At 68.5% G+C, this 15,644-nt stretch carries 11 protein-coding genes; 3 read left to right on the top strand and 8 right to left on the bottom strand.

Annotated features, from left to right (window positions below):
• Positions 1-174: 174 nt before the first annotated feature.
• On the top strand, positions 175-1,263 hold the full coding sequence (locus FB547_RS04910) for a helix-turn-helix transcriptional regulator (RefSeq protein ID WP_145740092.1): 1,089 nt from the start codon (positions 175-177) through the stop codon (positions 1,261-1,263).
• Between the two features lie 29 nt (positions 1,264-1,292).
• Here the strand turns inward: FB547_RS04910 and FB547_RS04905 are convergent, their stop codons facing one another.
• The 6 genes from FB547_RS04905 to FB547_RS04880 all read right to left on the bottom strand — a co-directional run bounded on the left by FB547_RS04905 (position 1,293) and on the right by FB547_RS04880 (position 11,348).
• Positions 1,293-7,349, bottom strand: coding sequence for an Hpt domain-containing protein (locus FB547_RS04905; protein ID WP_145740090.1), 6,057 nt, complete (start codon positions 7,347-7,349; stop codon positions 1,293-1,295).
• 76 nt (positions 7,350-7,425) lie between these two features.
• Positions 7,426-9,735 (bottom strand): methyl-accepting chemotaxis protein, encoded by a 2,310-nt coding sequence (locus FB547_RS04900; RefSeq protein WP_145740088.1) that lies wholly within the window; start codon positions 9,733-9,735, stop codon positions 7,426-7,428.
• 42 nt (positions 9,736-9,777) lie between these two features.
• The gene (locus FB547_RS04895; RefSeq protein WP_145740086.1) at positions 9,778-10,311 is read right to left on the bottom strand and encodes a chemotaxis protein CheW; all 534 of its coding nucleotides are present in this window, start codon (positions 10,309-10,311) and stop codon (positions 9,778-9,780) included.
• A gap of 19 nt (positions 10,312-10,330) precedes the next feature.
• Entirely contained in the window at positions 10,331-10,696 is a 366-nt protein-coding gene (locus FB547_RS04890; protein WP_015867389.1) for a PleD family two-component system response regulator, read from the bottom strand.
• The gene (locus FB547_RS04885; RefSeq protein WP_015867390.1) at positions 10,697-11,095 is read right to left on the bottom strand and encodes a PleD family two-component system response regulator; all 399 of its coding nucleotides are present in this window, start codon (positions 11,093-11,095) and stop codon (positions 10,697-10,699) included.
• 82 nt (positions 11,096-11,177) lie between these two features.
• Complete coding sequence (locus FB547_RS04880) at positions 11,178-11,348, bottom strand: rubredoxin (protein WP_007838397.1); 171 nt, start codon at positions 11,346-11,348, stop codon at positions 11,178-11,180.
• 111 nt (positions 11,349-11,459) lie between these two features.
• Here FB547_RS04880 and FB547_RS04875 point away from each other — a divergent pair, with 111 nt between their 5' ends.
• Complete coding sequence (locus FB547_RS04875; protein WP_145740084.1) at positions 11,460-12,425, top strand: hydroxymethylpyrimidine/phosphomethylpyrimidine kinase; 966 nt, start codon at positions 11,460-11,462, stop codon at positions 12,423-12,425.
• The gene (gene hemL, locus FB547_RS04870; RefSeq protein WP_145740082.1) at positions 12,425-13,720 is read left to right on the top strand and encodes a glutamate-1-semialdehyde 2,1-aminomutase; all 1,296 of its coding nucleotides are present in this window, start codon (positions 12,425-12,427) and stop codon (positions 13,718-13,720) included. The genes FB547_RS04875 and hemL overlap by 1 nt, the downstream gene beginning before the upstream one ends.
• Before the next feature lie 49 nt (positions 13,721-13,769).
• Here the strand turns inward: hemL and purH are convergent, their stop codons facing one another.
• Both purH and FB547_RS04860 read right to left on the bottom strand, forming a co-directional pair.
• A complete protein-coding gene (gene purH, locus FB547_RS04865; protein WP_145740080.1) occupies positions 13,770-15,377 on the bottom strand; it encodes a bifunctional phosphoribosylaminoimidazolecarboxamide formyltransferase/IMP cyclohydrolase in 1,608 nt (535 codons plus the stop codon).
• 20 nt (positions 15,378-15,397) lie between these two features.
• Complete coding sequence (locus tag FB547_RS04860) at positions 15,398-15,634, bottom strand: Fis family transcriptional regulator (protein WP_007838304.1); 237 nt, start codon at positions 15,632-15,634, stop codon at positions 15,398-15,400.
• Between the last annotated feature and the right edge of the window lie 10 nt (positions 15,635-15,644).

Below are 15,644 nucleotides of genomic sequence, written 5' to 3'. Positions count from 1 at the left end.
AGCGAACCTTCGTTCTCAACAGTCTGGGAGGGCGATGCGCACGGCGCATCACGCAAATGCACGATGCGCGGCGATCGGCGAAGCGGTAGCAGGTACCCCTTGCGCGTTGACACCCCGCAACGCGGGCGCGCATCATGGCAGCGGGAAAAAACCGGCAGGCCAGGGAGGCATCACATGAACCGGAATCTCGCACTGCGCCGCACGCTCGATGCCATCGCGCACCTGGACGATCCGCAGCCGCCATGGCGCGACCTGCTGCAGGGCATGCAGCAGGTGATCGGCGGCGACAGCGCCACCTTCATCCTGCTGGAACGCGGCAGCGAGCTGCTGAGTTTTCAGCAGGTCAACGTTTCACCGGCCGCCGAGCGCGAATATGTGCAGCATTTCTGCGCCCACGACATCCTGATTCCGCCGACCCTCGGCGCCGCGCCGGGAAGCTGGTTCGACACGCACGAGCTGTTCTCGCCGGCCTTTCTCTCGAAGAACCTCTACTACGCCGATTTCATGTGCCGCCACGGCGCGCGCCAGATGCTGGCATGCATCGTCGACGAGGGGGCGCAGCGCCGCGGCGGCCTGACGGTGCAGCGCAGCACGGCCGCGCATGCGCGCCGGCTGCTCGACAGCACGCGGATCCGCCGCGTCACCCAGGCGCTGCGCCAGGGGCTGGCGCGCCGCGACGGGCGCGCCCGGTTGTGGCTCGACGGCGCCGAGTCCGCGCTCGCGGCCTTCGGCGAGGCGGTCTTGCTGGTGACGCCCGCGGGCACGGTGCTGCGCGCATCGGCCGGCGCGCAGGAATTCTTCGGCGCGAGCCGCTCGCTGCGCCTGCGCAGCCAACGGCTCTGGCATCCGGATGCGCAGACGCAGCAGGCGCTCGCGGCCGGCCTGCGCCTGGCGGCGCAATCGCGTCAGCGGATCCGGCTGCCCATCTCCGGCGGATCGGCAGGCCTGCAAGAACTGGAACTGGAAATGGCACGCGCCGCGCCGCAGCTGAGCCTCGGCGAGGAGGTGCTGGTGCTGGCACGCATCCGCCCCGGCCGTTCGCAGGCGGTGCCTTCGATCGACAGCCTCTGCGGCGCCTTCGGCGTCACCCCTGCCGAGGCGCGCGTGCTGGCGGCGCTCGCCGCGGGCCAGTCGCCCAAGCAGCATGCCGGCGCGCAAGGCGTGTCGGTGCACACGGTGCGCAGCCAGCTCGGCTCGCTGATGGCCAAGATGGGCTGCACGCGGCAGGTCGACCTGGTGCGCAAGGCGCTGCTCGCGCCGTAGGCATCCAGGATGCCGGCGGCGGCCCCGGCTCAGGCCGCAGCCAGCGCGGCGGGCTCGCTGGTATAGCTGCGCACCAGGCGCAGCAGCTCTTCTTCCGAGTAGGGCTTGCCGAGGTAGTGGTTGACGCCCAGCGTGCGCGCGTAGTCGCGGTGCTTCTCGGCGATGCGCGAGGTGATCATGATGATCGGCAGGCCGGCCATCGAATCGTCCGCGCGGATGTTGCGCGCCAGGTCGAAGCCGTCCATGCGCGGCATCTCGATGTCCGACAGCACCACCGCCGGACGCTCCTGCTGCAGGCGTTCGAGCGCCTGCAGGCCGTCGGCCGCGAGAGACACGCGATAGCCTTCGCGCTGCAGCAGGCGCTGCGTCACACGGCGCACGGTGATGGAGTCGTCCACCACCAGCACCAGCGGCACCTGCGGCGCCGCGGGGGCCAGCACCGGCAGCGGTTCCTGCGGTGCGCCGTGGCCGGCGCCGGCGGCATGCGCCGGCGCGGCCAGCGCGGCGGCCTGGCGCTCGCGTGCCTGTTCGCCATGCACCGCGGCCACCGCCACCGGGTTGTAGATGAGCGCCACCGCGCCCGAGGCCAGCACCGAGATGCCCGCCAGGCCCGGCAGCCGGGCCAGCTGCGGCCCGAGGTTCTTGACCACGACTTCCTGGTTGCCCAGCACTTCGTCCACGTGCAGGCCCACCCGCTGCGCCGCGCTTCGCACGATCACGACGGTGTTGTTCCGGCTCGCGGCATGCTCGCTGCGCGCCGAAGCCTGCAGCAATGCACCGGCCCAGTAGAAAGGCACCTGCTCGCTGCCGAACGGATGGCTGTTGTGCAGGTAGGCGGCCTCGAGCTCGGTGCTGCTCACGCGCTGCACCAGCTCGACCAGGTTGGACGGCACGCCGATCGACACCTCGCCCGCGCGCAGCATCACCACGTGCGTCACAGCGGTGGTGAGCGGCAGCACCAGCTTGAAGGTGGTGCCCTGGCCTGGCGTGCTGTGCGTTTCGATGCGGCCGCCGAGCGCGGCGATCTGCGCGCGCACCACGTCCATGCCGATGCCGCGGCCGGCCAGCTCGGACACCTGTCCGGCGGTCGAGAAGCCGGGCTTGAAGATCAGCTCGGTGGCTTCCTCGGGCGAGAGTTCCTGACCGGGCGCGAGCAGGCCGAGCGTGCGGGCGCGCTCGGCGATGCGGCCGCGGTCGAGGCCGGCGCCGTCGTCGCGAAAGCTCACCGAGACGTCGTTGCCCTCCTGGTGCAGGTCGATCACGATCAGGCCGTTGGCGTCCTTGCCGGCCTTCTCGCGCACGGCCGGTTCCTCGATGCCGTGCGCCACGCAATTGCGCAGCAGGTGCTCGAAGGCGGGCGTCATGCGGTCGAGCACGCCGCGGTCCATTTCGATGGAGCCGCCGACGATGTCCAGGCGCACCTGCTTGCCGGTGTCCTTGGAGGCCTGGCGCACCACGCGGTAGAGGCGATCGGAGATGCCCTCGAACTCCACCATGCGCGTGCGCAGCAGGCCGCGCTGCAGTTCGCGCGTCTGGCGCGCCTGCACGCTGAGGTCGTCTTCCGTGGCCTGCACCGTCTTTTGCAGCGTGCGCTGCACGGTGGCCACGTCGTTCACCGACTCGGCCATCATGCGCGTGAGTTCCTGCACGCGGGTGAAGCGGTCGAACTCCAGCGGGTCGAAGCTCTGCTGCGAATCCTTGGCCTGGGCCAGGCGCGACTGCATCTGGCTTTCGGCCTGCACCTCGATGTCGCGCAGCTGCTGGCGCAGGCGGTCGAGGTTGCCCGTGAGGTCGGTGAGCGAACCGCGCAGCTGGCCGAGCTCGGCCTCCAGGCGCGAGCGCGTGATGATGACCTCGCCGGTCTGCGCCACCAGGCGGTCGAGCAGCTGGGTGCGGATGCGCACGGCCTGGCTCGACACCGCACGCAGCGGCGCCAGCAGCGCGTGGGCCGGACGCGGCAGCAGCGATGGCGCGGCGGCGGCTTCCGCGGCTGCGTCGGCGTTCTCGTTGCCGGCCATCAGCGTCTCGTCGTTGGCGGACACGCCGGTATCGGCAGGAACCTGCACCAGCTGCACGCCCGGCGAAGTCACCGAGGCCGTGGCCACCAGCTGGGCCACTTCGGCCTGGGTGGCATCGTCCGCGGCGCGCAGGGCATCGAAGGTGGCCTGCAGCGCATCGAGGCGCGTGAGCAGCTTCTCGATCTCGGCCCGGTCGGCGCCGCCCTGGGTGCCGAGCACTTCGATCTCGGACTCCATGCGGTGCGCGCGCTCGCCAAGGCGCATGGCGCCGGCCAGCCGGGCGCTACCCTTGAGCGTGTGCAGCGTGCGCAGCACCGAGGCGCGCGGCGCGCTGTCGTCGGGGTGGTGCGCCCATTGGCGCAGCGCCTGGCCCAGCTGGGGCAGCAGCTCCGCCGCTTCTTCTTCGAAGATGGGGAACAGGTCGACGTCGACCGCATCGACCATGTCGATCGCGTCTTCGGAGTCGTCCAGCGCCACGTCGGCCACGTTGCCCTGCGCCACCAGGTGCTGGAGCGTGCGGGTTTCGACGCGCGCGGCAGCCTCGGCCGGCATCGGTGCGGCGGCAATGTCGCGCAGCGCCTGCAGCGTTCCTTCGGACGGTTCGCGCAGGAAGCCGACGGCGAACTGGTGCAGCAGGCGGCGCAGCTCGTCGGCCGCGGCCACCAGCACCACGCCCTGTTCGCGCGAGCCGCTGCCCTGCATCTGCAGATGCTGCAGCGCGGCTTCGAGCAGGCGCGCCATGCCCGAGAGGCTGTGGAAGCCGACCGTGGCCGAGCTGCCGGCCAGCGAATGCGCGAGCGCAATGGTCGAGTCGGGCAGCCGCTCGTGCGATTCGAGCGCCCACTCGCCCACTTCGGTGGCGAGCTGCCTGGACCACTCGTCGGCCTCGTTGAGGTAGACGTTGTAGAGCGCAATGCCGATGCGCAGCGGCCCGATGACCTTGACCTGGTCTTCGGCACCGGAGGCCGCGGCGGCTTCGGCGGTTTCCTCGGCCTCCACCGGCCGGGCGACTTCTTCGGCGGCGACGGCGGGCGCCGATTCTGCAGCCGCGGGCGGTGCTTCGTCGGCGGCGGCGGCAACGGCGGATTCTTCAAGCTCCAGCAGCAGGGCCGGCGCGGCCACGGGTTCTTCGGTGGGCACCGCTGCTGCTGGTGCGGGCGCTTCCGGCGGCGCCGGTGCGGGCTCCTCGGCAAGCACCACGGGCTCTTCCGCCTTTGCCGGCACGATCTCGGTCGCCCAGTCGAGGTCGGGCAGCCCCTCCAGGGCCGGCGATTCGGGCGCATCGGCGGCCGGCGCCGGTTCGACGGCGGGTTCCGCCGTGAAGCGCGCGATCGACTCGACCGGCGCCTGCGCTTTCGCGGGCGCGAGAAAATCGAAGTCGGCGCTGTGGTCGAAGGCCTCGGTTGCTTCGGCTTCCGGCGCCGGGCGGGATTCGAAGTCGAGGAAATCGGTGGAGGCGAAGTCGTCGTCGGCTTCGGGCTTTGCAGCGGCCGGCGCCGTTTGCGGCGGCAGTTCGGATGGCGCGGCGGGTGCCGTTTCCACCGGCGCCGCGGGGGAAAGCGACAGGTCGGGCAGTTCCGGAAGCTCCAGCAGCTGCGCGGGTTCCGGTGCGGGAGCGGCCGGCGGCGGCTCCGCGGCAATGTGGCGCGCGGCCACGGCCAGCGCGTCGGCATCGGCGACCCACGTGGGGGCGGTGGGCACGGGTTCGCCCGCCAGCAGGGCATTGGCCACGCGGCTGAAATGCGCCGACTGCCAGCCGTGCTGGGCGCCGGACGCAATGGCCTCGACCCACTGGCTGAATTCCTCGAGCGCCTTGCGGGTGCCGGTGAGCAGGTCGGGCGTGGCAGCGCGCTGGTCGGCCAGCCAGGTGTTGAGCACCTGTTCGAAGGACCAGGCGGCATCGCCGAAATCGGTCAGGCCGACCATGCGCGAACTGCCCTTGAGGGTGTGGAACGCGCGCCGCAGGATGGTGAGTTCCTCGGTGTCGTCGGGGTGGCTGCCCAGCTCGTCGATGGCGGCCAGGCCGTTTTGCACCACCTCGCGGGCTTCGTCCAGGAAGATGTTCTGCAGGTCGTCTTCTTCGAGCTCGGTCACCTCGGTATCGGGCAGGGCCGCAGGACCGGCGATCTTGTGGGTCCAGCTGTCGGCCTTGCTGCTGAATTCCTCGATGGGCGAGACCTTCGCCTTGCGGTTGGGCGTGGCGAGCGCGGCAAGCTTGGAGGCGATCTGGGCATCGACCTCCTCGATGCTGAGCACCGCTTCGGCGGCCGCGGGCGCAGCGCCGGGGGTTGCAGCCTCCGCGGCTCCATCGGCGGCCTGGCGGCCCATCAGCGGCTTGAGTTCGCCGGCATCGGCGTCGAACACGAACAGGCGCTTGGCGAGCGTCGGCTGGTAGCCCAGCATGTCGATCAGGAAACCCAGCGCGCCCAGGTTGTTGCCGAGCGCATCGAAGCTCTGCATCTCCTCGACCGGCGAGGCGTTGCCCACCAGCATCTGCTCGACGTCGTCGCGCATGCGCTGGACGGTGCTGGCGGCCTGGTCGAGCCCCAGCACCGAGAACACGCCGCGCATCTGCAGCAGCTGGCTCGGCACGGTGCGCAGCAGGGCCTTTTCGGCGGGGCGGCGGAAATACTGGTCGAGCGATTTCTCGAGCTCGCTCAGGTGGCTGCGCAGTTCGTCGACCACGGTGCCCATGGTCTGGCGGTCGCTCACGCGCCGGTACAGGTCCTCCATCCAGGGCTCGAGCGGCTCCGAATGCCCGCCTTCGCGCACGCGCTCGATGCGGCCGGCCAATTGCAGGGTGCGGGAGGTGAGCTGCGGATCGCTCGGGTCCAGGTCTTCGAGCGCGGCTTCCAGGTAGAGCACCGAGGTGGCGACTTCCATCGCCAGCTCGGTATCGGGCGGCTGGCTGGAGCGCACCGAGGCCTCGACCGCATGCGTGAGCGCCTCCACCATCGGCGAGATCGGCGGATGGAGCTTCTGCAGCGATTCGCCCAGCTGCGCAAAGGTGTCGGCCACCTGGCGCGTGCGGGTGATGTCGCCGCCCGAGAGCGCCGACCACATTTCCTTGGCGGTTTCGATGCGCTTGCGCGCCTGCGCCAGCACCAGCGGATCGTAGCGGCCGAACTGCTCGACCGTATAGTCGACCTGCCGCTCGCCGGCCACGCCCCAGGCGGTGCGGACGGTGCGCAGGGTGGCGGCTTCGTCCTGCGTGCCGGGCGCGGCCTGGGCGCAGAAGAACAGCAGGTCCTGGCCCAGGCGGTCGGACACCGTGCTGTCGCCGCGCGCCAGGGTGGCGTACTGCAGCAGCACGCGGGAAGCGGCGCGCTTCACATACGCATCGGCGGGAATCAGCCCGAGCGCCAGGGCCTCGAAGAAGCCTGCGGCCAGGGTCCAGAAGCTGGCGACGCGGGGCAGCAGCGCACCGCGCCCGAGCCCCAGGCACAGCGCATGCAGCCGTCGCGCGGCCTGCGGGTCGCCGGTCTTGACCAGCTGCAGCACCTCGCGGTCGAGCCGCGAACGCACGGCCGGGTCATAGCTGACGGCGGCCTGGGTCAGTGCGGGCCGCACTTCGACCCAGCGCCAGGCCGTGCTCCACAGATCCGCCGGATGCACGCGCTCGTTGCCAACCAGTTCGAGCACGTCGCGGTATTGCGGGAACAGCGCCACCGACGACACGGCCTTGCCGGCCAGCAGCGCGTTGAGGAAATCGATGACGGCAAAGCCGGCGCGCTCGATCTTCTGGACCGCGCTGTCGGTGCAGCGCTGCGGCTCGGCAATGAAGCCCTGCACCGCGAACTCGATGGCGCCGAGCACCAGCGCCGGTGCGGTGTTGCCCACCATCTGCAGCGCGCCGACCGACTGGTGCAGCTGCTGGCGGGCCATCTGCAGCGGGCCGCTTTCGAGCTCCGAGGCATTGCCCACGTCGCGCACGAAGCGCCGCAGCGACTTGCCGACGCTGTCGAGGGATTTCTGGATTTCTCCCAGAACCCAGGCCAGCGGCCCAAGGTCTTCGGTGGCCGGCACGTTGCCAGCGAGGAGGGCCGTGGCAGGGGTTTGAGTCGACACGTTGGATGCTCGCCGTTCTTTATCTGTCAGTTTTCCGAAGCGACACGAAGTGCGCGAAGACTGGGGGAGAGCTTCATCAGGCGATCTTGAAACGGGCGACGGAGCGGCGCAGTTCTTCGGCCATCTGCGACAGCTCGCGCACCTGCTGGGCGGTGTTGCGGGTACCTTCTCCGGTCTGTTCGGTCACGGCAAAGATGTGCTGGATGTTGGCGGCCACCACGTTGGCCGAATCGGCCTCGCGGGAGGCGGACTGCGAAATCTGCTCGATGAGGTCTGCAAGCCGGCGCGACACGCGGTCGATCTCGGACAGCGCGGTACCGGCATTGTCGGACAGCTTGGCCCCTTCGACCACACCCTGCGTGGAACGCTCCATGGCGCCCACCGCGTCCTGCGTGTCGGTCTGAATGGCCTTCACCAGCGCCGAGATCTGGCGCGTGGCGTCGGCGGAGCGTTCGGCCAGGCGCTGCACTTCTTCGGCCACCACCGAGAAGCCGCGGCCGGCTTCACCGGCCGATGCGGCCTGGATGGCGGCGTTCAGCGCCAGCACGTTCGTCTGCTCGGTAATGTCCGAGATCAGCTCGGTGATTTCGCCGATCTCCTGCGACGATTCGCCCAGGCGCTTGATGCGCTTGGAAGTTTCCTGGATCTGGTCGCGGATGGAGTTCATGCCGCCGATGGCGTTCTGCACGGCCTGCAGGCCCGAGGACGCGGCCTGCAGCGACTGGCGCGCCACCGTGGCGGACTCCTGCGCCTGCGAGGACACGCCGTTGATCCGCTCGGCCATGGTCACCACCGACTGGCCGGTTTCGCGGATCTCGCGCAGCTGTTCGGTCGAGGCGGCGAGCAGTTCGGTCGAGGTGCTTTCCACCTGCGAGGTGGTCTGCGCCACGCGGGTGGCCGTGTTCTGCACGTTGCCCACCAGCAGGCGCAGTTCTTCCACCGTGTAGTTCACCGAGTCGGCGATGGCGCCGGTGATGTCCTCGGTCACGGTGGCTTCCTGCGTCAGGTCGCCTTCGGCCACTGTCTGCAGTTCGTTCATCAGCCGAAGAATGGCGGCCTGGTTGGCGTTGTTGATGCGGCCCGCCTCTTCGCTGGCCTGCTCGGCCGCGAGACGCTCGCGCTCGGCCACGGCGGCACGTTCGCGGCCTTCGCGCACCTGCACGAAACCGATGGCGCCGGCCAGCGCCAGGGCGGCCAGCGAGAGCACGAACAGCATCACGATCGTTCCGGCGCCCAGGCCGGTGCGCGCGGACAGCTTGTCCTGCAGCTCGCCGAGCGATTTGCGCAGCGGTTCGCTGTCGGTCAGGATGGAAGCCTGCGCTTCGCGCGCGGCCACCAGGCCCTGCAGGTTGCCCAGAATGGCCGAGGCCTGCGTGCGCATCTGCTCGTAGGTCTTGAGAATGGCTTCGAGCTGCTGGCGGGTCTGCGGATCTTTCGAGCCGGGGAAGCGCTGCTGCGCATTGCCGTCAAGCAGGCCGCGGGTGGTTTCCTGGAAGGTGTTCAGGTCCTTGCCGAGCAGGAACACGGCGTCGGGGTTCACGCCCTCGACCGTGAAGAATTCGTTGGTCGACTTGCCGATGCGCTGGGTCAGCATCACGAGCTGGCCGGCCGCCGAAATTTCGGGCAGCGTGGCGTTCTGCTGCATCTTCAGCGACGCGACGGTTTCCGTCATTTCGAGCAGCGCGGACGACTGCTGGTTGATGTCGCGCAGCGCGGCGCCCACCTGGGTCAGGATCTGGCGCTGGGCCAGCACGACCTTGGCGCTGGCATCGGCACGAACGACCAGGGGGTTGATCTTGGCCATGTCCTCGTCGTACTGGTTGCCCACACGCTCCAGGCGCAAGGCATCGTCGCCGTTGGTCAGGCCCTGCACGCGGCGCGTGAGGTCGTCGGCGCTGTCCTTCACTTCGACGAATGCGGGCGCGCTGCCCACGAGGGCCTGGGAGATCGATTTCGCGAGCCGCTGCGACTGCATCAGCGACTGGCCGGTGGCGGCCACCTGCTGCGCCAGGCGCTCGGCGCGAAGAATGGCGGAACCGGCCACCAGCAGCAGCAGCAGCACCACCACCGCCAGCATGATGGCCAGGATGCGCTGCTGGCGCGCCGGGTTCGAACCCGCGCGGCCGGCCGCCTGCGCCGGGGCCCCTTCGGGCGACGCCGCTTCGTTGGCAGCCTCGCCGCCGCCCAGCAGCTCGTCGGCAAAGCCGGCGGGCAGCGGCGCGGCCGGGGCGCCGTCCTTGCGAGCCAGCCGAATGGTCTTTTCCTCCAGGGCCTGAACCGTGTCGACGTCGTCGAGCGATATGGAACCGGAGCCGTCGACGCGGGCCTTGTCGTTGCCGCTGTTCGCGGGCAGTAATTTCTTGAACTTGTCGGCGATCGAGCTCACGGTCGGTCCTTCAGGTGGTTGTCTTTGGGCTGTGCGGAAGCACTAGGCGCCAATACTCAAAAACTCGGGTTGCTGCGAAAGCGCCTGCAGGTTGACTTCCTGCCAGCGCTCGCCCGCCGCATCGGTGTACAGATGCCCCAGCCAGGCGGGTGCCTGTGCGCCTGGCGGCTCCGAAGCCGTGAAGGCCTCGGCGCCGCGCAGTCCCGCCAGCCGGTCGACCAGCAGCGCGCAGTTCACTTCGAGCAGCTCGTTGAGGGCAACGAGCCGCGATTGCATGCGGGCCGCCTCGGTGGCGACCGTGTTGTCCGGCGCGCCCGAGGCGAATGCCGACAGGTGCACCACGCCATAAAGGCCGCCGCGCAGGTTGGCAACGCCCAGGAACCAGGGCTGCGTGTAGGGCACGGGCTGGGGTGGCGTCCACGGGAAGATCTCTCCCGCGTGGCCGAGTGGAAACAGGTACTTGCCCTCGCCCGCCTCGACCGCGAGCCACGAGGCGGCGACGCCGGTCGTGCGCGCAGCCTGCAGGCGGCTTGCAAGCCGGGACTGGAAGGCTCGGAGAGCGTCGCGATTGGCCATGGACTCGGCAGGCGCCTGCTCAGGCCAGCGCGCTGATCTTGGACATCAGCTCGGCCGCGTTGACCGGCTTCACGATGTAGTCGCGGGCGCCCTGGCGCATGCCCCAGACGCGATCGGTTTCCTGGTTCTTGCTGGTGCACAGGATGATCGGGATGGCGGCGTACTGCGGATCGCGGGCAATCGCGCGCGTCAGCTGGAAGCCGTTCTGGCCGGGCATCACGACGTCCATGAGAATCAGGTCGGGCTGGTCCTCTTCGAGGCGGCGCATGGCGTCTTCGGCGTTTTCGGCGGTCTTGACCGCAAAGCCGTTCTTCTGGAGCAGGTCCGAGAGGAACACCAGTTCCGTCTTGGAGTCGTCGACGACGAGGATTTTTCGAATGGGCATTTACTGCACTTCCTGTTGAAGGGTGCCAAACTGCTGCACGGCCTGCAGCAGCTGGTCTTTGGTGAAAGGTTTGGTCAGGTAGTCCTGCGACCCGACCATGCGGCCGCGAGCCTTGTCGAAGACGCCGTCTTTCGAGGAGAGCATCACGACCGGAACATTGGAGAAATGAGCGTTGCGCTTGATGATGGCGCAGGTCTGGTAGCCGTCCAGCCGCGGCATCAGGATGTCGCAGAAAATCAGATGCGGCTTGTGGTCGTTAACCTTGGAGAGCGCGTCGAAGCCGTCTTCCGCGAGAAGAACCTCGTGTCCGCCCTGCTTCAGAAATATTTCGGCACTGCGCCGGATCGTATTGCTGTCGTCAATGACGAGCACCTTGTAACCTGATCCATTCGGCCCCATTGCACATGCTCCTGCTGAGATGAGACTTGGATGCCCGCCGCGCCGTACATCGGCGCAAATCGCGTAGCCCTATGCCATGCTTTTAGATTTCAACCATTTCGAAGTCTTCCTTGCGCGCACCGCACTCAGGACAGGTCCAGTTCATCGGGACATCGGCCCAGGCCGTGCCTGCCGCGATGCCGTCTTCCGGTACACCAACCGCTTCGTCATAGATCCACCCACAAATCAGGCACATCCAAGTTTTCGTATTCATCGGAGCTTAAAGTCCTTGTTCATTAAATGCAACGAGTGTATCTATGCGTATCTCACTGGCGGACGGTAAACGTCGCGCCTATGCCACCATCCAGGGGATTTCGCCCGGCGTATGACCATCTACTTACATCCAGCAGACCACGCCCGCAAACCGGGCAATCTTAACGACCCCCCGCCGGACGCCGAAGAGGTGGCCGAGCGCGACCTGAATCCGCCCTGCGTGCTGGTCTTCAACGCCAGCGACCCGAGCGGCGCCGGCGGGCTGGGCGCCGACGCCCTGGCCATGGCCTCGGTCGGCGCGCACATGCTGCCGGTGGTGACGGGCGCCTACGCCCGCGACACGGCCGAGATCTTCGACCATTTCGCCTTCGAGGAGGAGGCCATCGCCGAGCAGGCGCGCGCCATTCTCGAGGACGTGGAGGTCCAGCTCATCAAGGTGGGCTTCGTCGGAACGCCCGACGCGCTGAGCACCATCGCCGAGACCGCCTCCGACTACCCCGAGGTGCCGCTGGTGGCCTACATGCCCAACCTTTCCTGGTGGGACGAGAACCTCATCGAGGGCTATCTCGACGCCTTCCGCGAACTGCTGCTGCCCCAGGCCACAGTGTTGGTTGGAAACCACAGTACGCTGTGGCGCTGGCTGCTTCCCGACTGGAGCGGCGAGCGCCCGCCCGGCGCGCGCGACATTGCCAAGGCCGCCGGCGAATTCGGCGTGCCCTACACGCTGGTGACCGGCATGGTGCTGCCCGACCAGTTCATCGACAACGTGCTGGCCTCGCCGCAGTCGGTGCTCGCCAGCGAGAAATACGAGCGGCTCGAAGCCGTCTTCGCCGGTGCCGGCGACACGCTGTCGGCCGCGCTGGCCGCCCTGCTCGCGAGCGGCACCGACCTGGTGGCCGCCACCACCGAAGCCCTGGCCTACATGGACCGCTGCCTCGACGCGGGCTTCCGGCCCGGCATGGGCCATGTGCTTCCGGACCGCCTGTTCTGGGCCGAGCCGGAAGACGATGAGGACGACGATGAAGACCCCGATGCGCCGCAAGACTTTGCCCTGCCCCCCCACGACACCCGACACTGATGCAAAACGCTGACCAAAACGACATTCTTTTCGAGCGCGCCCGCGCCGTCATTCCCGGTGGCGTCAATTCGCCGGTGCGCGCCTTCAAGGCCGTGGGCGGCACCCCGCGCTTCATCCGCCGGGCCGAGGGCGCCTATTTCTGGGACGCCAACGACAAGCGCTACATCGACTACATCGGCTCCTGGGGGCCGATGATCCTGGGCCACGGCCACCCCGCGGTGGTCGAGGCGGTGCAGAAGGCCGTGCTCGAGGGCTTCTCCTACGGCGCGCCGACCGAGCGCGAGATCGAGCTGGCCGAAGCCATCCTCGCGCTGATGCCGTCGATGGAGATGGTGCGGCTCGTGAGCTCGGGCACCGAGGCCGCCATGAGCGCGCTGCGCCTGGCGCGCGGCGCCACCGGCCGCAAGCACATCATCAAGTTCGAAGGTTGCTACCACGGCCATGCCGACGCGCTGCTGGTGAAGGCCGGCTCCGGCCTCGCCACCTTCGGCCATCCCACCTCGGCCGGCGTGCCGCCCGAGGTCACGCAGCACACGCTGGTGCTCGAGTACAACAACATCGCGCAGCTCGAGGAAGCCTTCGCGCTGCACGGCAACGACATCGCCTGCCTGATGATCGAGGCGATTGCCGGCAACATGAACTTCGTGCGCGCCACGCCCGCCTTCGCCGCCCGCTGCCGAGAGCTGTGCACGCAGCACGGCGCGCTGCTGGTGTTCGACGAAGTGATGACCGGCTTTCGCGTCGGCCTGCACGGCGCGCAGGGCGTGCTGGGCATCACGCCCGACCTCACGGTGCTCGGCAAGGTCATCGGCGGCGGCATGCCGCTGGCGGCCTTCGGCGGCCCGCGCGCCATCATGGAACAGCTCGCGCCGCTCGGGCCGGTCTACCAGGCCGGCACGCTGTCGGGCAACCCGGTGGCCACGGCCTGCGGCCTGGCCACGCTGAAGGAAATCTCGAAGCCCGGCTTCTATGAAGCACTGGCGAAGAAGACCCGCACGCTGGTCGACGGCCTGAAAGCCGCGGCAGCCGCCGAGGGCCAGCCCTTCAACGCCGACAGCGAGGGCGGCATGTTCGGCTTCTTCCTGATGGACGAACTGCCGCAGAACTACGCCACCGTGATGACCACCGACAACGCGAAGTTCAACGCGCTGTTCCACGGTTTGCTCGACCGCGGCGTATACATCGCGCCGGCGCTCTACGAGGCCGGCTTCGTGAGCGCCGCGCACGGCGAGGAAGACATTGCCGCCACCATCGAAGCTGCGCGGCAGGTTTTCAGGACGCTGCGCCCGCTCTGATCTGTCTGCTGCGGGGCGCCGACGGGCGCCCCGACCCAAGGGCGCTGGCTCAGTGCCGGAAGTGGCGTACGCCCGAGAGCACCATGACCACGCCGCGCTCGTCGGCAGCGTCGATCACTTCCTGGTCGCGCATCGAACCGCCCGGCTGGATGACGCTGCTCGCGCCGGCATCGACCACCACGTCGAGCCCGTCGCGGAACGGGAAGAAGGCGTCGCTTGCCACCGCCGTGCCTTTCAGCGACAGGCCCGCATGCTCGGCCTTGATGCTCGCGATGCGCGCCGAGTCGAGGCGGCTCATCTGGCCGGCGCCCACGCCCATGGTCATGCCGCCGGCGCAGAACACGATGGCGTTGCTCTTGACGTACTTGGCGACCTTCCATGCGAACAGCAGGTCCTGCAGCTGCTCGGGCGTGGGCTGCTTCTTGCTGACCACCTTGAGGTCGGCCAGCGCCAGCTCGTGGTTGTCGGCGGTCTGGATCAGCAGGCCCGAGCCGACACGCTTGACGTCCATCGCGTTGCGGCCGTTGTCCCAGTCGGTGCTGCCGCCCTTGGGCAGTGCGATTTCGAGCACGCGCACGTTGAGCTTGGCCTTGGTCGCCTGGAACACTTCGAGCGCCTCGGGCGTGTAGCCCGGCGCCATCAGCACTTCGACGAACTGCTTGGCAATGGCCTGCGCAGTCTCGCCATCGACCGGGCGGTTGAAGGCGATGATGCCGCCGAAGGCCGAGGTCGGGTCGGTCTTGAAGGCCTTGGCGTAAGCCTCGGCCGCGTCCTTGCCCACGGCCACGCCGCAGGGGTTGGCGTGCTTGACGATCACGCAGGCGGGCACGTCGAAGCTCTTCACGCATTCCCATGCGGCATCCGCATCGGCGATGTTGTTGTAGCTGAGCTCCTTGCCCTGCAATTGCTTCGCCGACACGAGCGAACCGGGCGCCGGATGCAGGTCGCGGTAGAACGCGGCCTGCTGGTGCGGGTTCTCGCCGTAGCGCAGGTCCTGCACCTTCACGAAGCGGCCGTTGCTCTGCGCCGGGAACAGCGAGCGCGTGGGCGAGGGCTGGCCGATGCTGGCGTCGAAGTCGATGGCCGAGAGGTAGTCGCTGATCGCGCCGTCGTAGTCGGCGATGCGGTTGAACGCGGCCACCGAGAACGCGAACCTGGTCTTGTCGCTGAGCTTGCCGCCGGCCTGCAGTTCAGCCAGCGCCACGGGGTACTGCGAGGCGTCCGTCAGCACGCCGACGTCCTTCCAGTTCTTGGCCGCGCTGCGCACCATGGCCGGGCCGCCGATGTCGATGTTCTCGATCGCGTCCTCGAGCGTGCAGCCGGCCTTGGCCACTGTCGCTTCGAAGGGATAGAGATTGACCACCAGCAGGTCGATGGTGTCGATGCCGTGTTCCTTGATGGCCGCGACGTGCGCGGGCAGGTCGCGCCGCGCGAGCAGGCCGCCGTGGATCTTGGGATGCAGCGTCTTCACGCGGCCGTCGAGCATTTCGGGAAAGCCGGTGTGGTCGGCCACTTCGGTCACGGGCAGGCCGGCATCGGCCAGCAGCTTGGCGGTGCCGCCGGTGGACAGCAGCTTGATGCCCAGCGCATGCAGCGCCTGCGCGAATTCGAGGATGCCGGTTTTGTCGGAGACGGAGATGAGTGCGGTCTGGGCCATGGAATATGCCGTGGAGTTATTTATTTCAAGAGTTTGTGTTCAACCAGCTTCTTGCGAAGCGTGTTGCGATTCAGGCCCAACCATTGCGCGGCCTTCGACTGGTTGCCCTCGGCGCGCGTCATCACGACGTCGAGCAGGGGCTTCTCGACCACACGCACGAGCATCTCGTACATGCCGTCGGGTTCGGTGCCGCGCAGATCACGAAAGTAGCTGTCCAGACTGGTGCGCACGCAGTCCTCGATGTGTTTCTTGCTCATGTTTTTTTTC

It is taken from the genome of Variovorax beijingensis (assembly GCF_007828835.1).
GTDB lineage: Bacteria > Pseudomonadota > Gammaproteobacteria > Burkholderiales > Burkholderiaceae_C > Variovorax > Variovorax beijingensis_A.
This window is presented reverse-complemented; position numbering and strand designations above follow the sequence as displayed.